Below are 18081 nucleotides of genomic sequence, written 5' to 3'. Positions count from 1 at the left end.
TTGTCAAACCGAATCTTCAGGCAAAAAGATCTGGAACCGGGGCCGCCGTGTGTGATAGAAGGAAGGGGCGTTGAAACAGATCGGGATCGGCATGACGGAGCGGACCCTTCATCGGATCTTCATCACCGGCGGCACCGGCTACCTTGGGGGTCGATTGGTCCCCGCCCTGCTCGGGCGCGGACAGGCCGTCTCGCTTCTCATCCGTCCCGGCTCGGAGTCGAAACGCTTCCCCGGCGCCGCCACCCTCGTCGGGAATCCGCTCGATGAGAAAAGCTATCGCGATCGGATCGCCCCTGCCGACACCTTTATTCACCTGGTCGGCGTTCCCAAACCGGCCCCCTGGAAAGGGGCCCAATTTCGCGCGATCGACCTGGTTTCCATCCGCGCGGCGGTGAACGCGGCGGTCGACGCCCGAATTGGCCATTTCATTTATGTCAGCGTCGCGCGGCCGGCCTCGGTGATGAAAGAGTATATCGCCGTCCGCGCCGAGGGGGAGAGGTTGATCCGCGCCGCGGGGCTCTCCGCGACGATCATTCGCCCCTGGTATATTCTCGGCCCGGGCCACCGCTGGCCGATGGCGCTGCTTCCCGTTTATCGCCTGCTCGGACAATTTCCCTCGACCCGGGAGACGGCGGAGCGGCTCGGATTGGTGACCTTGGATCAGATGATCGGGGCGCTCGTCTCGGCGGTGGAGCATCCCCCGGAGGGGATTCGGATCATTCCGGTTCCGGAGATCCGGCAGTTCAGGTAGCCTCTCTCGAACCGCTGGCAGTTTGCATGACGTTTTGATATAGTCGGGCCACTGGTCGTTCAAATTCAGAGGGTGAAGCGTTTTCCAGGAGGGAGAGATGGAAAAAGAGGCCGTTGAAGAAAGCGTTCCCAAAAAGGAGGGGCGCCTTGGATTGGCATTGTCGGGAGGCGGTTTCCGCGCCTCTTTTTTCCACGTCGGTGTCCTGGCGCAGATGGCGCGGCTCGGCCTTCTCCGCCATGTCGAGGGGATCTCGACCGTCTCGGGCGGCTCAATTATCGGCGCGCTCTACTACATTCATGTAAAGCGGCTGCTCGAAGAGAAACCGGACGACCAGATTGTCGATGCAGACTATGTGGCGATCGTCGAGCGGATCGAGCAAGATTTCCTCGACGGCGTCCAGCAGAACATCCGGATGCGGACCTTCCTCAATCCGCTGAAGAGCCTCCGGATGATGTTCGCCAACTACTCCCGAAGCGACCGAATCGCCGAGCTCTACGACGAATACTTCTACCGCCCGGTGCTCGATCCGAACCGCGCCACACCAATCGAAATGCGGGAGCTGAAGATTCATCCGAAGGATGATCACCCCCAGTTCAACCCGCAAGCGCACAACCATAGGCGACAGGCGAAGGTGCCGATCCTCCTCCTCAATGCCACCTGTTTGAATACCGGGCATAACTGGCGATTCGAGGCGATCCGGATGGGGGAGCCGCCGCGCGAAGGAACGGTCGCCCAAGAGATCGACAAAAATCTTCGCCTGCGCCGCCCCCCCTCTTATGAGGCGGTGATTCCAAAGCAGCAAAATATTGAGCTCGGATCGGCGGTTGCCGCCTCAGCCTGTGTGCCGGGGCTCTTTCCGCCGCTGGCGATCAGCGATCTTTATCCCAACGACATACGGGTCCAGCTGGTCGACGGCGGGGTGCATGACAATCAAGGGATTGCCGGATTGGTCGATCTGGGGTGCACCCGGTTCGTCGTCAGCGATGCCTGCGGACAGATGCGGGATGAAATTCAACCCCCCACTACCATCCCGGCCGTCCTGGGACGGGCCAACTCCGTCCTGATGGACCGTGTGCGGGAGGAGGGACTCTTTCGCCTGATCCGGCGGGAGAACTCGCCGGTCGCCTTCATGCACCTCCTCGAAGGGTTGACGGGAAACGCCGTCTCTTGGATCGGACCGGACGGAAAACCGGTCGAACCGCCGAAGCGGGAGCGGGGACCACTCCGCTCCTCCGAAAGCTTCGGCGTCTCCTGCGAGGTCCAAGATCTCCTCTCCCAGCTGCGGACCGATCTCGATTCTTTCAGCGACATCGAGGCCTATGCGCTGATGTATGACGGCTATCAGATGAGCGAGGCGGAGCTGCAGAACACCCGCGGGATCAAAGACCTGATCTCAACGGCGGCCGGCGCTCCCGCGGTCCGGTGGCGCTTCCTGCAGATCGCCCCCTGGATGGCGCAGCCGACTCCGCTGTTGATCAAACAGCTTCAGGTCGGCCGCCAAACGGTCATGAAAGTGTTCAGATTGAGTCGGAAGGTCACGGCGGTGACGGCGGTGGTCCTGATTCCGATCCTCTTTGGACTCTGGCAACTCACCCAGCCGTGGATTCAGGCGCAGCTCGCCCGCCAGTTCACCCTCGGCGGCCTGCTCCTGACCCTCGCCATCTTTGCGCTCGGTTTTATCCCGGTGTTAAGCCGGCTCTTCAAGGCGTTCCGGTTCCTCAGCGGTCCCACCAGCTTTATCGTCCGCTTTATTGCCCGGGGACTTCTCCCGGCGATCGGCGGTCTTTTTATAGCGATCCATCTCTTTATCTTCGACCGTCTTTTTCTCCAAGAGGGAAAGATTGAGAAGCTCGGCCCTCCCCCAAACCGGGGGTGAGAAAATCGGTCGGTAAAAAAGCGCCAACCCTTCCTTCTGAACGGATCAGGCGGCGATCAGCCGCTCGCCGCAGAGCGATTCGAGAACCCGGATCGGCGCCTTCTCTTCCGACAACAACGTCTTTCGGGAGACAATAACGGTCTGCTCGAGCGCGAACTGTCCGGAGAGGACGGCATGGCTGACCACATCGGTGAAGAGGAGCCAGGTCGAGTGGGGGGGGAACACCCATTGTTCCTTCGGACAGCTCTGCTGGAATACTTGGTTTTGCTTTAAATAGTGGTGAAAGCGAAGCATAAATTGATCATACGGAGAGCGATCGACCAGCGGAAGACCGATCTGCCGTCCGAACTGGATCAACTCCCGCTGCAGCTGATGTCCGAGAGAGGCGGTCCCCCTCGGGAGCGGCAGTCCCGGCGCTCCGGCAAACCGACGCGCCAGCACCGGGTAGCTTTCTGAAGTAATCCAGACGCGCGGCTCCGTTGGATTGATATTCGTAAAGAGGCGAAGGATCCGGTCCCCTCCGGTCGGGCGGGTCGGGAAGGCATCGACGTGGAGGAGGTCATTGCGGGCTTTGAGTCGAAGTTTCCGACCGCACTCTTCGAGCGGTCGGAAACTGGCGAAATCGAGCCGCCAGCCTCCGGCGTAAGGGGGAAGCAGCTCGGAGAGAAACTGCGTCACCCGCTCCGAGTAGCGCTTCATGATCACATGCAATCGCTCCCTGTCTTCGGCATCGCTTTCATCAAAACCGGTCAACCGGTCTTGTTTCGGGCGGTAGGCGATGTTTTTATGAAATCCCCAATCGGTTTGACGTCGATAGAGTAAGAAAGAAACATCTTCATCGGGCAGCTTGAATGGACTCTCTTCGAAGAAGAGGATGTTCCCCTCTTCCAGCTGCCGGCAATAGTTTTCTCCCGGCGGTTCACGATCGATCTCGGCCGTTGCCTTTTCTCTTCCCGTAAAATCGTCGACCGGAATAACGCGACTCATCCCTGCTTCTGATGGAAACATCTTCCCTCCCTGATCTGCACCGGCAGACGGCGCTGCCCGCAACGGTTTTTTGGCTCGGCGATGATAGACGGAGTTTGACCGAAGGATATCAATTAAGGGTTATCTTTCCGAGAAGGCAAAGTCAACTACTTTTTAGGTAGACGATTCAGAGACGGTGAGTTCCGGCGGCCGACGCGGTTCGGCTCCTGCGTCTCAGTGACCCAAAAAAAAGGGGCGCCCCGAGCGGGGCGCCCTTCTATCAAACAAAAGCAAAAGCAAACCAACTAAATTACAGAAGCTTGGCGCTGAGGACGATCTCGGTGCCGGCGAGCGCCTGAGAGACCGGGCAGCCCTTTTTGGTCGCCTCGGCGATCTCATCGAATTTCTGCTTGTCGATCCCGGGCACTTCGGCCTCGGAGTTCAGCTCGATCCGGGTGATCTTAAAGCCGTCTCCGACTTTTTCAAGATGGGCTTTGGCAACGGTTTTGACCCGCTTCGGGTTAAAGCCGTTCTTTCCGAGACCGGCGGAGAGCGCCATCGAATAACAGCCGGCATGGGCGGCGGCGATCAGCTCCTCCGGATTGGTTCCGTTCCCCGACTCGAAGCGGGATGCGAACGAATAGGCCCCCTGATAGGCCCCGTTGCCGACTTTCATGCTTCCTTTGCCGTCCTTTAAATTTCCTTCCCAGGTTGCTTCCGAGCTACGTACTGGCATAGAAGATCCTCCTCTAACGTTGGTTGTTTGAGACCCTGATCGGATCTCATGTGGAAAATGGTGTTGCGGAAAAAATATGGGACAATATCTATGAAATAGATCTGTTCGGATCCCCATCGGGGCCATTTGAACAACAGCCTTACTATGTTACGGCGCTCTATGCGATGTCAAGGGATAAGTGAAGGGGAAAAATGGGAACTTGCGTCGCGGTTGGGAAGTAAGGTATCTTTCAGGGTTGGCAATTCGCCTCGATCCGCTCGAAAGTAGTATTGGACAAACCGAGAGGGGTCATGACAGGGGAAGGCCCGCGCCGGAGAGAGACCGGCAGGCCGCGGAGATCGAGGTCGACTTTTGAAGGAGCGTCTTTTACGCTAGAATGCAGGTGACAGCGCTTTTATCCTCCACCCGACGTATCGGTTCATGAAAAAATCGTTCCTTCAACGGTTCGGTCCCCTTTTAGGCTTGATCCTCTTCGCCACCGCCCTCTGGGCGATTCATCAGGCATTGGCCGGGTATCGATACGAAGATATCGCCGCCCAACTGAAGGCGATTCCGACCTCCCACCTGCTGCTCTCGATTTTTGGAACCGTCCTCAGCTATCTGGTCCTTACCGGTTATGACGCGTTCGCCTTCCGCTATATCCAGCAGCCGCTCGGTTATTGGAAGATCGCCCGCGCCTCATTCATCGGTTACACCTTCAGCAACAATATCGGCTTCTCCATGATTGCGGGGAGCACCATCCGCTACCGGCTCTACTCGGCGTGGGGGCTGTCGGCGGTCGATGTCGCGAAGGTCATCGCCTTTTGTACGGTGACCTTCTGGCTGGGACTCTTCACCATGGGAGGACTCGTCTTTATCCTCGAGCCGATGGCCCTCCCCGACCTGCTCCACCTCCCCTTTGCATCGACGCGCCCCCTCGGATGGATCCTCTTGACGTTTGTCTCCGGATATCTCGTCATGTCGATCCGCTTTCATAAGCGGGTGAAGATCGGCGGATGGGAATTCTCGCTCCCCCCGCCGGCCCTTTCGATTTCACAAATTGCGGTCGCCTGCGCCGACTGGGTGGTGGCCGGCGCGGTCCTCTATGTCCTCCTTCCCTCGACCCCGGGACTGACCTACTTTAGCTTCCTCGGCATCTTTCTCTTGGCCCAAATGGCGGGGTTGATCAGCCAGGTTCCGGGCGGGCTTGGAATTGTCGAGACCGTGATCCTTCTCCTTCTTTCCCCAAAGGTGCCGGCCGCCTCCATCATCGGCGCCCTCCTTCTCTACCGCGGGATTTATTACCTTCTGCCGCTCGGACTGGCGGCGATTCTGCTCGGCGTGCATGAGATCACCCAACGGAAAGAAGATGTCGTCCGCCTCTCGCGGGCCTTCGGAGAGTGGATCCCGGGCATGGTCCCGCAGGTTTTCGCCTTCACCGTCTTCGTCGCCGGCACCCTCCTTCTCTTCTCCGGCGCCACCCCGCCGGTCGATGGACGGATCGCATTCCTCAGGCAGACCCTCCCGCCGCCGCTCCTGGAGCTCTCTCATTTTATCGGAAGCTTGGTCGGCGTCGGGTTGCTTCTGGTCGCCCGCGGGCTGCAACGCCGGCTGGATGCCGCCTATCTCGCCACCGCCGCCCTGTTGGTCAACGGCATCGTCTTCTCCCTCCTCAAGGGACTCGATTATGAAGAGGCGGTCATTCTGGCGATTTTGCTCGGCGCGATTCTCCCCTGCCGAGCCTATTTTTACCGAAAAAGCGCTCTGATCTCGGAGCGATTCTCCCCCCGGTGGATCTCCGCCATTACCCTCATTCTCCTCGGCTCCGTGTGGCTTGCCTTCTTTTCGCACAAGCACCTCGAATTCTCCGGCGAGCCGTGGTGGCAGCTGCTTCTCTCCGGAGAGGCCTCCCGCGCCCTTCGGGCGACGGTCGGGGCGATCGCTGCCGGCGTTTTGTTCGCGGTCCTCCGCCTCTTCCGGCCGGCGCCGCCGGAGCCGACCCTCCCCTCTCCAGCGGAATTAGAGAAGGCCGGCGCGATCATCACAGGCTCTCCCCGGACCGCTTCCTACCTGGCGCTCACCGGCGATAAGGAGCTTCTCTTCAACGACACAGAGACGGCGTTCCTCATGTATGGGGTAAGGGGACGGAGTTGGGTGGCCCTGGGCGATCCGGTCGGCCCGCAGAAAGAAGGGGTCGAAATTGCCTGGCGGTTCCGGGAGCTCAGCGATCTGCATGGGGGCTGGACGATCTTTTATCAGGTCGGCCAGGAATATCTTCCCCTTTATCTCGATCTCGGTTTAACGCTGCTGAAATTGGGGGAGGAAGCCCGTGTACCGCTCGGCGCTTTCTCCCTGGAAGGGGGCTCCCGCAGAGGATTTCGCCACACCCTCCACCACCTGGAAAAGGAAGGATGCACCTTTGAAATCATCCCGCAGGAAAACCTGAGCCCCTTTCTTCCCGAGATGAAGCGGCTCTCCGACGCCTGGCTCGCCGGAAAGGAGACGCGGGAGAAGCGGTTCTCCCTCGGCTTTTTTAATGAGCGCTATCTCAAGCGCTTTCCGACGGCCATGGTTCGACAGAAAGGGGAGCTGATCGCTTTTGCCAATCTCTTGCTGGGGGCGGGAAAAGAGGAGCTCTCGGTCGACCTGATGCGTTATCCTCCCGGCGCCCCCGCCGGGGTGATGGACTTTTTGCTCGTCCAGACGATGCTCTGGGGAAAAGAGCAACGATACCGGTGGTTCAACCTCGGGATGGCCCCCCTCTCCGGCCTGCAGGACCGCGCGCTCGCCCCGATGTGGGAGCGGATCGGCATCTTGATCTCGCGACACGGCGAGCACTTCTACCACTTTCAAGGGCTGCGGGAATATAAAGAGAAGTTCGACCCCGAATGGCAGCCGAAATATCTTGCCTCACCGGGGGGACTATCGCTTCCGCACATTCTTACCGACATCGCAACCTTGATTGCCGGCGGATGGAAAGGGGTGGTGTCCAAATGAGAAGACGCGAGATTCGCGAGATTCGATTCATGGGCAGATCCCGGCGCGGTAATCAGACCCGTTGCCTGAAGAATGCGGCATAGCGAAGAGATGATCCTCTGCAGAAATGATTAGACTGAACATCAGCCTCCCGCTTTTGCCGATACCCGAACACCGAATGTTCATGAAAAACAAACGGGGCAGGAGATCTGAGATCTCCTGCCCCGTTTTATTCGATTTATCTACGGCGCGTTTACTGAATAATCGTCAGCTTGATTTCACCGGCGTTTTTCACCGAGATCTGTCCGGCCAGGCTCTTTGCGATCCGGACGAAAGATTCCGCTTGCGGCGAGGTCGGATCGGCGATCACGATCGGCATGCCGTTGTCGCCCCCTTCCCGGATGGCCGGGTCGATCGGGACCTCTCCCAGAAAAGGAACGCCTAACTTCTCCGCCGCCAGCTTTCCGCCGCCGCGGCTGAAGATCTCCGTCTTCTCATGGCAATGGGGACATTCAAAGTAGCTCATGTTCTCGACGATCCCAAGCACCGGCACATGAACCTTCTTGAACATCGCCAATCCCTTTTTGGAATCAAGCAGCGCCACATCCTGCTGGGTGGTGACGATCACGGCGCCGGTCAGCGGGACCATCTGCGCGATCGACAGCTGCGCATCGCCGGTGCCGGGAGGAAGATCGACGACGAGATAGTCGAGGTCCCCCCAGAGGACATCCCTCAAAAACTGCATGATGGCGCCGTGGATCATCGGGCCGCGCCAGATCATCGGGCTGTCGTCCGGCACGAAGAAGGCCATCGACATCAGCTTCACACCGTGGCTCTCGGCCGGGACCAGCTTCTCCCCCTCCGGTTTCGGAGGAGACTGAACCCCCATCATCAACGGCACATTCGGCCCATAGATATCGGCATCCATCAATCCGACCCGCGCGCCGGTCTGTGCTAAGGCCACCGCCAAATTAACGCTGACGGTTGTCTTGCCGACCCCCCCCTTGCCGCTGCTGACGGCGATTGTATTTTTCACGCCGGGGATGAAGTTTTCCTTCACCTGGCTTTTTCCCGAGGTGACGTTGGCGGTGTAGTTGACGTTGATCTTTCCAACCTCCGGAATCTCTAGATGGAGCGCCTTCTCGGCGCGCTGCGTGATCTCATCTTTGAGAGGACAGGCCGGGGTGGTCAGCACCACGGTAAAGGCGACATCATTCCCGCTGACCTGGATATCTTTGACCATGTTCAGGGTCACAATATCCTTAAAGAGCTCCGGCTCGATTACCTGACCGAGCGCCTTGAGAACCCTCTCTTCCGTTATGTTTGCCATATTTCATCTCCTCCCACAGCCCGCTGAATCCGATTTTCGCCAGTATAACATACCCCAAGGAAGGTTTGTAAAGAGGAGATCCGGCCTGTTATGACAAGACGAACCCCTCCCCATACAAAGCCCGGGTTCTTTTCGTGCGGGCGCGTGGTTTGAAAGGACTTTTTTCTTTTAATCAGCAGGTTCGCGAGGGTCGGCTGACGCGGTGCCACTTACCGCCGTGAGTGCCTCGTCCGCTTCCGCAGCTTCCGATATTTGTGCTTCCGCATCTTCTTTCTTCTTTTCTTGACGACACGCGACATCCTGTTATTCTCCTTATTCGGTTAGTCTTAAATCGAGCTCTTTCATGAGCTGTTATTTTGTGACCGATGGACCTTCTGTCGCTTCCACATGGAGCGGAATTTTTCCGCGCTTCTCCCGGACGATCACGACCGGACACTCTCCATATTCCATCACTTTGAGGGGAACACTCCCCAAAAAGAACTTTTTTACAGCCGACCTTCCGCTTGCGCCCAAGACCACAATGTCATGATCCATCGCTTCAGCAATGATTTCCTGGGAAGGTCGGCCGACACGGACTTTCGACGTTGCCTCAATCCCCATCTGGGCCAAGATCATCTCCGCACGCCGTGCCCTCTGCAACGCTTCCTCCCGGTCCACTTCCTCCTCGGCCACCGAAAGGATCGTCACCCGGGCCCCGATGACCCTCGCCATCTCCGCCCCGGCAATCTCCGCCTTCTCCGCCAAGAGAGAGCCGTCCGTACAGAGGAGAAAATCATGATCGCGTCGGATGTTCTTGGCGATTAAGACGCTGCAGGCCGCCAGATCGGCCACACGCAGGGCGGTGCTCCCGATGAAATAACCCGAGACCCCCTGAGGCTGCCCGTGAGAGCCGAGAATGATCATGTCATAATCGCCGGTACGGGCCTCCTCCAAGATCTGCTCGACCGGATCTCCCTCCCGAAGCCGGAGATGAACCTGCTCCCCGGGCGCGCCGACCAGATGGATCTCGGTGGCGCCGCCGATCCCTTCGCGAAAAGCAAGGCTGACCTTTTCTTTGGCGGGAGGGGCCTCGGTGAACCCGACCTCATCCAATAATTCGCGGGCGCGGGTTAAATATTCCACCCCCGGGATATCGAGGTCCCAGGCGGTGAGCTTTTTTCGCGTGGTGGTCAGCTGCACCCGCTCCGACGAGGAAATCGGCCGGCGGACATGCAAGACGCCGACATCCGCATTCATCTCTTTGGCGAGCCTCCCCCCGAACCGGATTGCCGCCTCGGCATACTCCTCGCCATCGGTACAGATGAGAAATTTCATGATACGGTCTAAATCCCCAGCACGCTCCAATAACCGGCGCTGATCAGAAGCAGGAGGAGCAAAGAGATCAACACCAATTTCCATCCCGCCTTCAGAAAGTCGGTCCGATTCAGATAGCCGCTCCCATAGATAATGTTGCAGGCGGGCGAGGCGATGGAAGTAAGATAGACAAAAGAGGTCGAGATGACCGTGATAAAACCGGCCTCCAGAATCGACGTCCCCGAGAGGCTCGCGATCTGAAGGTTGATCGGACCGAGCATCCCGACGGTCGCCCCGCTGCTCATGAAAGAGGCGAGCAGGGTCGTCATCACCCCCATCGCCGCCAGCAATGGGATCCCCCGGTGAATTCCGATCGGCTCAACCCATTTCAGAAAAGAGGCCGCAATCCACTCGGCCACCCCCGATTCCTTCATGACGATACCGAGCGAGATCGCCCCGCCGTAAACGAGGATCGTCCCCCAGTTCACGCTGTTGTTTAGATCTTCCCACCGGACCACGTCGGCCACCAAAAAAAGGAGCACTCCGATCAACGCCGTGATGCCGAGGCCGATCCGGGACGATATCGTCATCCACATCAATACGGTAAAACCGAAAATGGTGATGGTAACCCAATCGCGTGAGGTGAGTTTCCCCTCCTCCGCCACCCGCGTCTGAAGCGCGGCGATCGCCGGGGAGAGATCCTTCACCTCCGGAGAAAAGGAGCGATAGAGCACAAACGCCACCAGCGGAACCTCCAACAAGATGATCGGATAAGCGATCGTCACCCACTGAAAATAGGTGAAATTCAATCCGTAAAGTTCCTTCCAATACGCCAGCATGATGGCATTGCGAGCCCCCCCGGAAGGGGTTCCGACCGCGGCGACCATCGCGCCGTAGGCGATCGAGAGCATGATCAAGACCGAGAGATTTTTGGTCTTCCTCCGGTCGTCCGCGGTGAATTTGATCAAGGCGACCCCGACCGGCAACATCATCGCCGACACGGTATGCTCCCCGATCAATGAAGCGATTGCCGCGGAGACCGCGGTCAAACCGAAGACGATCCGCTCGACGCGCGGCCCGGTCAATCGCAGAATCGCCAATGCAATTCGTTTGTCGAGGTTCTGCTTCACGATCGCCGCCGCGATCATCAGCGACCCCATGATGAAGAAGACGGAATCGCTCATGAACGACTGCGCCACCCCGGTCGGTTTCTTGAGGCCCAGTAAAACCTCGAAGACGGCGATGAAGAGGGCGACCCCGGGGAGCGGCACCGGCTCCGTGATGAAAAAGATGAAGGCGACGGCGACCAGCGCCAGCGCCCTCATCCCGGTCGGCGTGAGGCCTTCCGGAATCGGGATCATTAAAATCACAGCACCGATCAAGAACCCGATGAAGATCCACTTCCGCCGAAGGAGGACCGAAACGAATGTCATTCAGACGACCAAACGCAAAGCGCGCAACTGTAAAACTTTTTTTGTAACAAGATTGAGTGGAAAAGTCAATTGATAAAGAGAGCTTGACCCCCCCGACAGCGCACATTATAATCCTTCTCATGATGAAAACCCGAAGTTCGCCCCCATTCGGGACCGACCGCGTCGTCCGCGGCCGATCCCTTTCGATCGTTCAGACCGTTCTGAAAAACCGATTTATGACAGGTGTCCCTCCCCCCTGTATCGCCTCCCCCGCCGCGGTCGGGGCACTCTTTCTTCTGCTCATCGGATGGTTCCAGGGGTGTGCAACCACCCCTTACAAACCGTCTCCCATCGCCATCCAGGTCGATCATGTCCGGCAGACCTTGGCGGAGATGACCGCCTCTTATCAGAAAAAAGACGAAACCGGCTTTTTCTCTGCAATCGATCCCTCCCTTCAATCCCCTTCTTCGCTGAAGGAGCAGGTCTCAAAAGACTGGAAGACCTTTTCCGATCTAAATGTCGACATCAAGGTCGATCGGGTCGAAATTCAGGAGGGGTCGATTACGACGGCGGTCCACTGGGACGGAGTCTGGAAAACCGCCGCCACCCCTCCCGTGGAAAAGAAGGGACACGCGTTGTTCATCTGGACCACGGCCGAGCCTCCACGATTGCTCGAAATTCGGGGCGATGCGCCCTTTGGGATCTCCGCGGGAGGGATCTAAATGGCGCCACGCCCCCGACCGAGCCCGATCGTCACCACCGATTTTCTGATCATCGGAAGCGGTGTGGCCGGCCTTCGCGCCGCGATTGAGGCGAGCCGGCATGGCGACGTTCTCGTCCTGAACAAAGGGTGGGCAAACGAATCGAACTCCGCTTTTGCGCAAGGAGGCATTGCCGCCGCCCTCAACGAGGAGGACGAGGCGATTGAATCCCATTTTCAAGACACGATCGACGCCGGCAAGGGACTCTGCCGCCCGGAGGCGGTTCGGGTGTTGGTGGAAGAAGGACCCCGCCAAATTCACGAGCTGATCGCCTGGGGGGCGGAGTTTGATAAGATCGGAGACCGTTTTCTCCTCGCGCGCGAGGCGGCCCACAGCCACAGCCGCATCCTCCGCGCAAAGGGAGACGCCACCGGCAACGAGCTCGTCCGGGCGCTGAAAGAGGAGGTCCAAAAAAGGGGAAACATCTCCGTTCGAAACGGTCATTTCACCGTTGATCTTTTCTTTAGCAGCGCGGGTGGCGCGCGCGGGCGACGCTGTCGCGGCGCGTGGGTGTGGGATGAGCGGGAAGAACGGCTGGTTCTTTTTACCGCGCGGGCGGTCATTCTGGCAACGGGGGGCGCGGGCCAGATCTACCGTCGAACGACGAACCCGCCGGTGGCGACCGGCGACGGGATCGCCATGGCGCTTCGCGCGGGGGTGATGCTGGAAGATATGGAGTTCTTCCAGTTTCACCCGACGTCGCTCTCGCTCCCCTCCGCCCCCTCTTTTCTTCTCTCCGAGGCGATGCGGGGCGAGGGTGCGCTCCTGCGGGATGCGGAGGGAAAGCGGTTCATGGACCGCTATCATCCCGATGCCGAGCTCGCCCCGCGGGATGTCGTCACCCGGGCCATCTGGGAAGAAATGCAGCAAGGACGCCGCCAGAATGTCTTCCTCGATCTGACCCACCTCAAACCGACTTTTGTCCGCGAGCGTTTTCCAAAAATTTACGCAACCTGTCTTCAATACGGCATCGACATCACGCAGGAGCAGATCCCGGTGGCGCCGAGCGCGCATTATCTGATGGGGGGGGTGAAAACCGGATTATCGGGTGAAACGTCGCTGCAAGGCCTTTGGGCCGTCGGCGAGGTCGCCTGCACCGGGGTGCATGGCGCAAACCGGCTCGCCAGCAACTCCCTGTTGGAAGGTTTGGTCTTCGGTATGCGGGTCGGCCAAGCGGTCGGCCAGGCGCCGATCCCCACGTCGATTTTGTTAGAGGAAGAGACCGAACCGCCGAAACTCTCAAGACCGGCCGCCGACGGGAAATACCTCCTCGTTCAAAAAGAGCTCCGTGAAACGATGTGGAGCCACGTCGGTATTCTTCGGAGCGAGCTCTCGCTGAAGGAGGCGATGAAACGGTGGGAGCGCTGGGCCTGGGTCCTGAAAAAACCGGCGCGATCGAGATTGGCATTGGAAACGAGGAACCTGCTTCTGGTCTCTGCCGCCATGATCGAGGCCGCGCTAAAAAGAAGAGAAAGCATCGGCGCCCATTACCGGGAAGACTTTCCCCTTCCGCCGAACGACCTCCCTTCGGAGCATATCAGCCTGACCCGGACCGCTCTGACAAAACATTTCGGGTTAATCTGAATGCGCTCACCGCGCTTCATCCTCATCGCGCTCATCGCGCCAGTCGCGGTTCATCAACATCCGGCAGATTTTATTCTTTGAATTCAGAAAGGGAAAGGGTCGGATACTGTTTCGGTCGGTTCGTGTAGACCCTCTCTCCGGGGGAACGATCTCCTTTAAAAACGGAGCTGCTGCGGGGGGCTTTACTGAGGTAGAACTGATAAAAACGTAAGACCCGGTCGACATAGTTCTGCGTCTCTTCAATCGGCGGGATCCGCCCATACTTCTGAACATTTCCGAGCCCGGCGTGATAGGCGGCCAAAGCGAGCACCAGATCATTTTCAAATGTACCGAGCAGATAGCGAAGGTAGCGAATCCCTCCCCGGATATTTTCCTCCGGATCGAACGGGTCGGTCAGACGTAGATCGGCGGCGGTCGCCGGCATCAGCTGCATCAATCCCAAGGCCCCTACGGATGAGACCGCATAGGAATTAAAATCCGATTCCGCACGGACGACCGCTTTGATTAAGGCCGGCTCCATCCCCTGATCGGTCGCCTCTTTTTCGATGTATCGATAGAGCTTCTGGCGATGATCTTTCCCCGTGTACAACGACTTATTCTGCATCCCCTGAAGGCGCCGATACCGGGGGTCAGTCGGAACGTTCGTAAAATGGACTGTCCCCGACTCATCGGTATATTGGAAGACCTCCATGGAGAAGACCTCCGTGGGGATGAAGAGTAAAAAGAGTAAAAAAATCGACCACATATGGTTCAGCTTGACCTCCGATTGCTTCCGAAAAGGGTAACATTTGATTCCGCGTCTGTCAATTCGAGCTTCACCTTGAATTGAGAGGGTGGGAAAGTTATATTGAAGATAATAAAGGCTCGCTCTTTTTAAAATTTCCAGGGAGGATTCGATGCGCTTAGACCGACTGACACTCAAGGCACAAGAGGCCTTTCAAGAGGCCCAAAAAAAGGCGGAGGCATCTCACCACCAGCAGATCGACGAGGTTCATTTAGCACTCGCCCTCATCGATCAAAAGGAAGGGATTGTCCCTAATCTCCTTAAAAAAATAGGCGTTCCGCTCGACGCGCTCCGGGCCAAGCTCAATGAGCGGCTAAAGGGCATCCCTGAAGTCCAGGGACCGGGGGCGGTCGGCTCGGTCTACATCACCCCCAACTTGGCCGCCCTTCTCGATCGCGCCGAGAAAGAGGCTGAGCAATTGAAAGATGAATATGTCAGCACCGAACATCTTTTTTTAGCCTTGCTCGATAACAAGAGTACGGTCAGCTCCATCCTCTCCTCGTTCGGGATTCAGCGGGACAAGGTCCTTTCCGTCCTCGCCGAGATCCGCGGCTCGCATCGCGTCACCGATCAGAATCCCGAGGAGAAATATCAGGCGCTCGCCCGATACTCGCGCGATTTGACCGACCTTGCCCGGCGGGGGAAGCTCGATCCGGTCGTCGGCCGAGACGACGAGATCCGCCGCGTCATCCAGGTCCTCTCCCGGCGGACCAAAAATAACCCGGTCTTGATCGGCGAGCCGGGGGTCGGTAAAACCGCCATCGTCGAAGGGCTGGCGCAGCGAATCGTCTCGGGCGATGTCCCGGAAAGCCTAAAAAATAAAAAAGTCCATGCCCTCGATATGGGCGCATTGATCGCCGGCGCGAAATTTCGAGGAGAATTCGAGGAACGGCTGAAGGCGGTAATCAAAGAGGTGGTCGATGCCCAAGGGGCGGTCATCCTCTTCATCGACGAGCTCCACACGCTGGTCGGCGCAGGCGCGGCCGAAGGGGCGATGGATGCCTCCAACATGTTGAAGCCGCCGCTCGCCCGCGGAGAGCTGCGGTGCGTCGGCGCCACGACGATCGATGAATTCCGAAAACACATCGAGAAAGATCCCGCCCTGGAGCGGCGGTTCCAGCCGGTTCTCGTCCAGGAGCCGACCGTGGAGCAGACGATCTCGATCTTGCGCGGTCTGAAAGAAAAGTACGAGGTCCACCACGGCGTTCGGATCAAGGATGCCGCGTTGGTCGCCGCCGCCGTTTTATCGCACCGGTATCTCGCCGATCGTTTTCTTCCGGACAAGGCGATCGATCTGATCGATGAGTCGGCCTCTCGCCTCCGGATGGAGATCGACTCAATGCCGACCGAGCTCGATGAAATCCAGAGAAGAATCCGCCAGCTCGAAATCGAAATGGAAGCGGTCAAGAAGGAAAAAGATTCAGCCTCCAAAGAACGATTGCAGAAAATAGAAAAAGAGCTCGCCGATCTGAAAGAAGAGGCGAATCGCCTCTCGGCCCACTGGAAGCTGGAGAAAGAGGAGATTCAAAAGATCCGGAGCCTGAAAGAGCAGATCGAGCAGACCCGGATCGAAGCCGAGCAGGCCGAGCGGGCCGGCGATCTCGGGAAAGCGGCGGAGCTCCGCTACGGCAAGCTGATCAGCCTTGAAAAACAGCTCACCGAGGAGAATCGCCGCCTCCAGGAGCTGCAGGCCGAGCAGAAGATGTTGAAAGAAGAGGTCGATGAGGAAGACATCGCCGAGATCATCGCCAAATGGAGTGGCATTCCGGTGACCCGGCTGCTCGAGGGGGAGGTTCAAAAGCTGATTCATATGGAAGAGCGTCTGCATGAGCGGGTCGTCGATCAGGCGGAGGCGATCACCGCCGTCTCCAACGCGATCCGCCGCGCCCGGGCCGGCATCTCCGACCCGAACCGTCCCCTCGGCTCCTTTATCTTTCTCGGTCCGACCGGCGTCGGCAAAACGGAGCTGGCGCGCGCGCTGGCTGAATTTCTCTTTGACGACGAGCAGGCGCTCATCCGGATCGACATGTCGGAGTATATGGAGAAACATGCCGTCGCCCGGCTGATCGGCGCCCCTCCGGGCTATGTCGGATACGAAGAGGGAGGCCAGCTGACCGAAGCGGTCCGGCGGCGTCCCTACTCGGTCATTCTCTTTGACGAAATCGAGAAAGCGCACCCCGATGTCTTCAGCATTTTGCTCCAGGTCTTGGACGACGGACGGCTGACCGACGGCAAAGGTCGAACGGTCGATTTCAAAAACTCCATCTTGATCATGACATCGAATATCGGCAGCCAGCAGATCCAAGAATTGAGCGGCAACGAACGGGAGATGAAGAACGAGGTACTCCGTCTACTGCGGACCGCCTTCCGGCCTGAATTTCTCAACCGGATCGACGACATCATCATCTTCCACCCGCTCCAGATAGAGCAATTGGAGCAGATTATAGATATCCAGATGAAACGCCTGAAGGAGCGACTGATGCATAAGCGGATTGAGCTGATTCTCACCCCTGAGGCGAAGAAATACCTCGCCCGGGAGGGGTATGATCCCGTCTTCGGCGCACGGCCGCTCAAACGGGTGATCGAGCGGGATATTCTGAATCCCCTCTCGGCGAAGCTGCTGGAAGGGGCCTTCAAAGAAGGAGACCGAATCGAGGTCGATATCGAAGACAATCGAATTACATTCCATACCCTATCCGAGTCTCATAAAACTATTGACAAGCAATAAGGGCCCGTGATAGACAGGGGGATCATTTTTTCTTCCATCCGAGTTGTCCTCCAACTCCCACGTGGAGTACCCCCATGGTCCCAGATATTATCCTTGCCCGCAGAGACGCGGAGCTCTCTAATCTTTTTGAAAAAGAGATTGGAAAAACCGGAAACACGACGTCCTTCTCTCAGCTGACGAAGACGCAAGCCAAGAACGGCCATCACCTCGTCATTATCAACACAGAGGGAGAGTGGGATCGGGAGATCAAACAGGTTCAGAAGCTTCAAGAAGAAGGCCAGGAATTCTATACGATCCTCGCCCCGGCCCCGTTGCTGAAGAAGACGATCAAGCAGATCCGCGACACGGCTTCGGTGCTCCATGCCAAAGCGGCCCAGTCCAAAGAAGGTGCCCTGGAGAAGGCGAACGGTCACGAGCCGAATCTGGCCGAGCTGGTTGAAAAGAAGCTCGCCGTCTTCGTCAAAAAAGTAAAAAATTGCGAGATGAAGAATCTCTACGGCCTTTTAATTCAGGAGTTTGAAAAACCACTGATTAATTTGGCTTTAAAGGAAACCGAAGGGAACCAGATCCAGGCGGCCCAGCTTCTAGGGATGAACCGCAATACACTTCGGAAAAAGATCAAGGAGCTGAAAATCACCGTGGAGAAGAAAAAGAAGTAGCCGGTTCAGCAAACCCGTTTGAGACCCGATCTCGGAGGCGTCGCCCTCCGAAATACCCCTTTTCACTTGACAATCTCCACTCATTTTTATAGGATAGGATAAATTTCTCTCAGATAGGCGCGTAGCTCAGGGGGAGAGCGCTTGCTTGACACGCAAGAGGTCGGCGGTTCAAAACCGCCCGTGCCTACCACCTTAGGCCTTTCGATGATTCATTGCCTCCATTCGAAAGAGCCGACTTCCTGCAAA

14 protein-coding genes and 1 tRNA gene are annotated in these 18081 nt (G+C 57.9%); 8 read left to right on the top strand and 7 right to left on the bottom strand.

Annotation, left to right across the window (positions count from 1 at the left end):
- The first annotated feature begins 91 nt into the window (after window positions 1-91).
- Both HY282_01600 and HY282_01595 read left to right on the top strand, forming a co-directional pair.
- Window positions 92-751 (top strand): NAD(P)H-binding protein, encoded by a 660-nt coding sequence (locus tag HY282_01600; GenBank protein ID MBI3802442.1) that lies wholly within the window; start codon window positions 92-94, stop codon window positions 749-751.
- 97 nt (window positions 752-848) lie between these two features.
- Window positions 849-2627 (top strand): patatin-like phospholipase family protein, encoded by a 1779-nt coding sequence (locus tag HY282_01595; protein MBI3802441.1) that lies wholly within the window; start codon window positions 849-851, stop codon window positions 2625-2627.
- Window positions 2628-2672: 45 nt separating this feature from the next.
- On the opposite strand, the gene HY282_01590 is transcribed toward HY282_01595, so the two are convergent.
- Together HY282_01590 and HY282_01585 are read right to left on the bottom strand one after the other, a co-directional pair.
- Window positions 2673-3614 (bottom strand): Kdo hydroxylase family protein, encoded by a 942-nt coding sequence (locus HY282_01590; protein ID MBI3802440.1) that lies wholly within the window; start codon window positions 3612-3614, stop codon window positions 2673-2675.
- A 289-nt stretch (window positions 3615-3903) separates the two neighbouring features.
- Window positions 3904-4329: an OsmC family protein gene (locus tag HY282_01585; protein ID MBI3802439.1), complete on the bottom strand. Its 426-nt coding sequence runs from the start codon at window positions 4327-4329 to the stop codon at window positions 3904-3906.
- Window positions 4330-4749: 420 nt separating this feature from the next.
- Here HY282_01585 and mprF point away from each other — a divergent pair, with 420 nt between their 5' ends.
- Window positions 4750-7305: a bifunctional lysylphosphatidylglycerol flippase/synthetase MprF gene (gene mprF, locus HY282_01580; protein MBI3802438.1), complete on the top strand. Its 2556-nt coding sequence runs from the start codon at window positions 4750-4752 to the stop codon at window positions 7303-7305.
- A 232-nt stretch (window positions 7306-7537) separates the two neighbouring features.
- Here mprF and HY282_01575 read toward each other — a convergent pair whose 3' ends face one another.
- From HY282_01575 to HY282_01560, 4 genes are all read right to left on the bottom strand, one after another.
- Window positions 7538-8614: an Mrp/NBP35 family ATP-binding protein gene (locus tag HY282_01575; protein ID MBI3802437.1), complete on the bottom strand. Its 1077-nt coding sequence runs from the start codon at window positions 8612-8614 to the stop codon at window positions 7538-7540.
- Between the two features lie 209 nt (window positions 8615-8823).
- The gene (locus tag HY282_01570; protein ID MBI3802436.1) at window positions 8824-8913 is read right to left on the bottom strand and encodes an AURKAIP1/COX24 domain-containing protein; all 90 of its coding nucleotides are present in this window, start codon (window positions 8911-8913) and stop codon (window positions 8824-8826) included.
- 52 nt (window positions 8914-8965) lie between these two features.
- Entirely contained in the window at window positions 8966-9928 is a 963-nt protein-coding gene (locus HY282_01565) for a universal stress protein (GenBank protein ID MBI3802435.1), read from the bottom strand.
- An 8-nt stretch (window positions 9929-9936) separates the two neighbouring features.
- Window positions 9937-11340: a DASS family sodium-coupled anion symporter gene (locus HY282_01560; GenBank protein MBI3802434.1), complete on the bottom strand. Its 1404-nt coding sequence runs from the start codon at window positions 11338-11340 to the stop codon at window positions 9937-9939.
- A gap of 119 nt (window positions 11341-11459) precedes the next feature.
- On the opposite strand from HY282_01560, the gene HY282_01555 reads away from it, so the two are divergent.
- Window positions 11460-12041, top strand: a complete 582-nt coding sequence (locus HY282_01555) for a hypothetical protein (GenBank protein MBI3802433.1) — start codon at window positions 11460-11462, stop codon at window positions 12039-12041.
- Window positions 12042-13664: an L-aspartate oxidase gene (gene nadB / locus HY282_01550; protein MBI3802432.1), complete on the top strand. Its 1623-nt coding sequence runs from the start codon at window positions 12042-12044 to the stop codon at window positions 13662-13664.
- Between the two features lie 70 nt (window positions 13665-13734).
- Here nadB and HY282_01545 read toward each other — a convergent pair whose 3' ends face one another.
- Window positions 13735-14409, bottom strand: coding sequence for a lytic transglycosylase domain-containing protein (locus tag HY282_01545; protein ID MBI3802431.1), 675 nt, complete (start codon window positions 14407-14409; stop codon window positions 13735-13737).
- 151 nt (window positions 14410-14560) lie between these two features.
- On the opposite strand from HY282_01545, the gene clpB reads away from it, so the two are divergent.
- The 3 genes from clpB (at window position 14561) to HY282_01530 (ending at window position 18025) form a co-directional block, all read left to right on the top strand.
- Entirely contained in the window at window positions 14561-17176 is a 2616-nt protein-coding gene (clpB, locus tag HY282_01540; GenBank protein MBI3802430.1) for an ATP-dependent chaperone ClpB, read from the top strand.
- 74 nt (window positions 17177-17250) lie between these two features.
- Entirely contained in the window at window positions 17251-17835 is a 585-nt protein-coding gene (locus HY282_01535) for a hypothetical protein (GenBank protein ID MBI3802429.1), read from the top strand.
- Between the two features lie 115 nt (window positions 17836-17950).
- Window positions 17951-18025: transfer RNA gene (locus tag HY282_01530), tRNA-Val, on the top strand.
- Window positions 18026-18081: the final 56 nt, after the last annotated feature.

Source organism: Candidatus Manganitrophaceae bacterium (assembly GCA_016200325.1).
Lineage (GTDB): Bacteria > Nitrospirota > Nitrospiria > SBBL01 > Manganitrophaceae > Manganitrophus.
This window is presented reverse-complemented; position numbering and strand designations above follow the sequence as displayed.

Bases quoted from the DNA above. Each gene is read 5' to 3' on its own strand.
- HY282_01595 (MBI3802441.1), top strand. From the start codon at position 849: ATGGAAAAAGAGGCCGTTGAAGAAAGCGTTCCCAAAAAGGAGGGGCGC.
- HY282_01560 (MBI3802434.1), bottom strand. From the start codon at position 11,340: ATGACATTCGTTTCGGTCCTCCTTCGGCGGAAGTGGATCTTCATCGGG.
- HY282_01575 (MBI3802437.1), bottom strand. From the start codon at position 8,614: ATGGCAAACATAACGGAAGAGAGGGTTCTCAAGGCGCTCGGTCAGGTA.
- mprF (MBI3802438.1), top strand. From the start codon at position 4,750: ATGAAAAAATCGTTCCTTCAACGGTTCGGTCCCCTTTTAGGCTTGATC.
- clpB (MBI3802430.1), top strand. From the start codon at position 14,561: ATGCGCTTAGACCGACTGACACTCAAGGCACAAGAGGCCTTTCAAGAG.
- HY282_01535 (MBI3802429.1), top strand. From the start codon at position 17,251: ATGGTCCCAGATATTATCCTTGCCCGCAGAGACGCGGAGCTCTCTAAT.
- HY282_01600 (MBI3802442.1), top strand. From the start codon at position 92: ATGACGGAGCGGACCCTTCATCGGATCTTCATCACCGGCGGCACCGGC.
- HY282_01570 (MBI3802436.1), bottom strand. From the start codon at position 8,913: ATGTCGCGTGTCGTCAAGAAAAGAAGAAAGAAGATGCGGAAGCACAAA.
- HY282_01585 (MBI3802439.1), bottom strand. From the start codon at position 4,329: ATGCCAGTACGTAGCTCGGAAGCAACCTGGGAAGGAAATTTAAAGGAC.
- HY282_01545 (MBI3802431.1), bottom strand. From the start codon at position 14,409: ATGTGGTCGATTTTTTTACTCTTTTTACTCTTCATCCCCACGGAGGTC.
- HY282_01565 (MBI3802435.1), bottom strand. From the start codon at position 9,928: ATGAAATTTCTCATCTGTACCGATGGCGAGGAGTATGCCGAGGCGGCA.
- nadB (MBI3802432.1), top strand. From the start codon at position 12,042: ATGGCGCCACGCCCCCGACCGAGCCCGATCGTCACCACCGATTTTCTG.
- HY282_01590 (MBI3802440.1), bottom strand. From the start codon at position 3,614: ATGAGTCGCGTTATTCCGGTCGACGATTTTACGGGAAGAGAAAAGGCA.
- HY282_01555 (MBI3802433.1), top strand. From the start codon at position 11,460: ATGATGAAAACCCGAAGTTCGCCCCCATTCGGGACCGACCGCGTCGTC.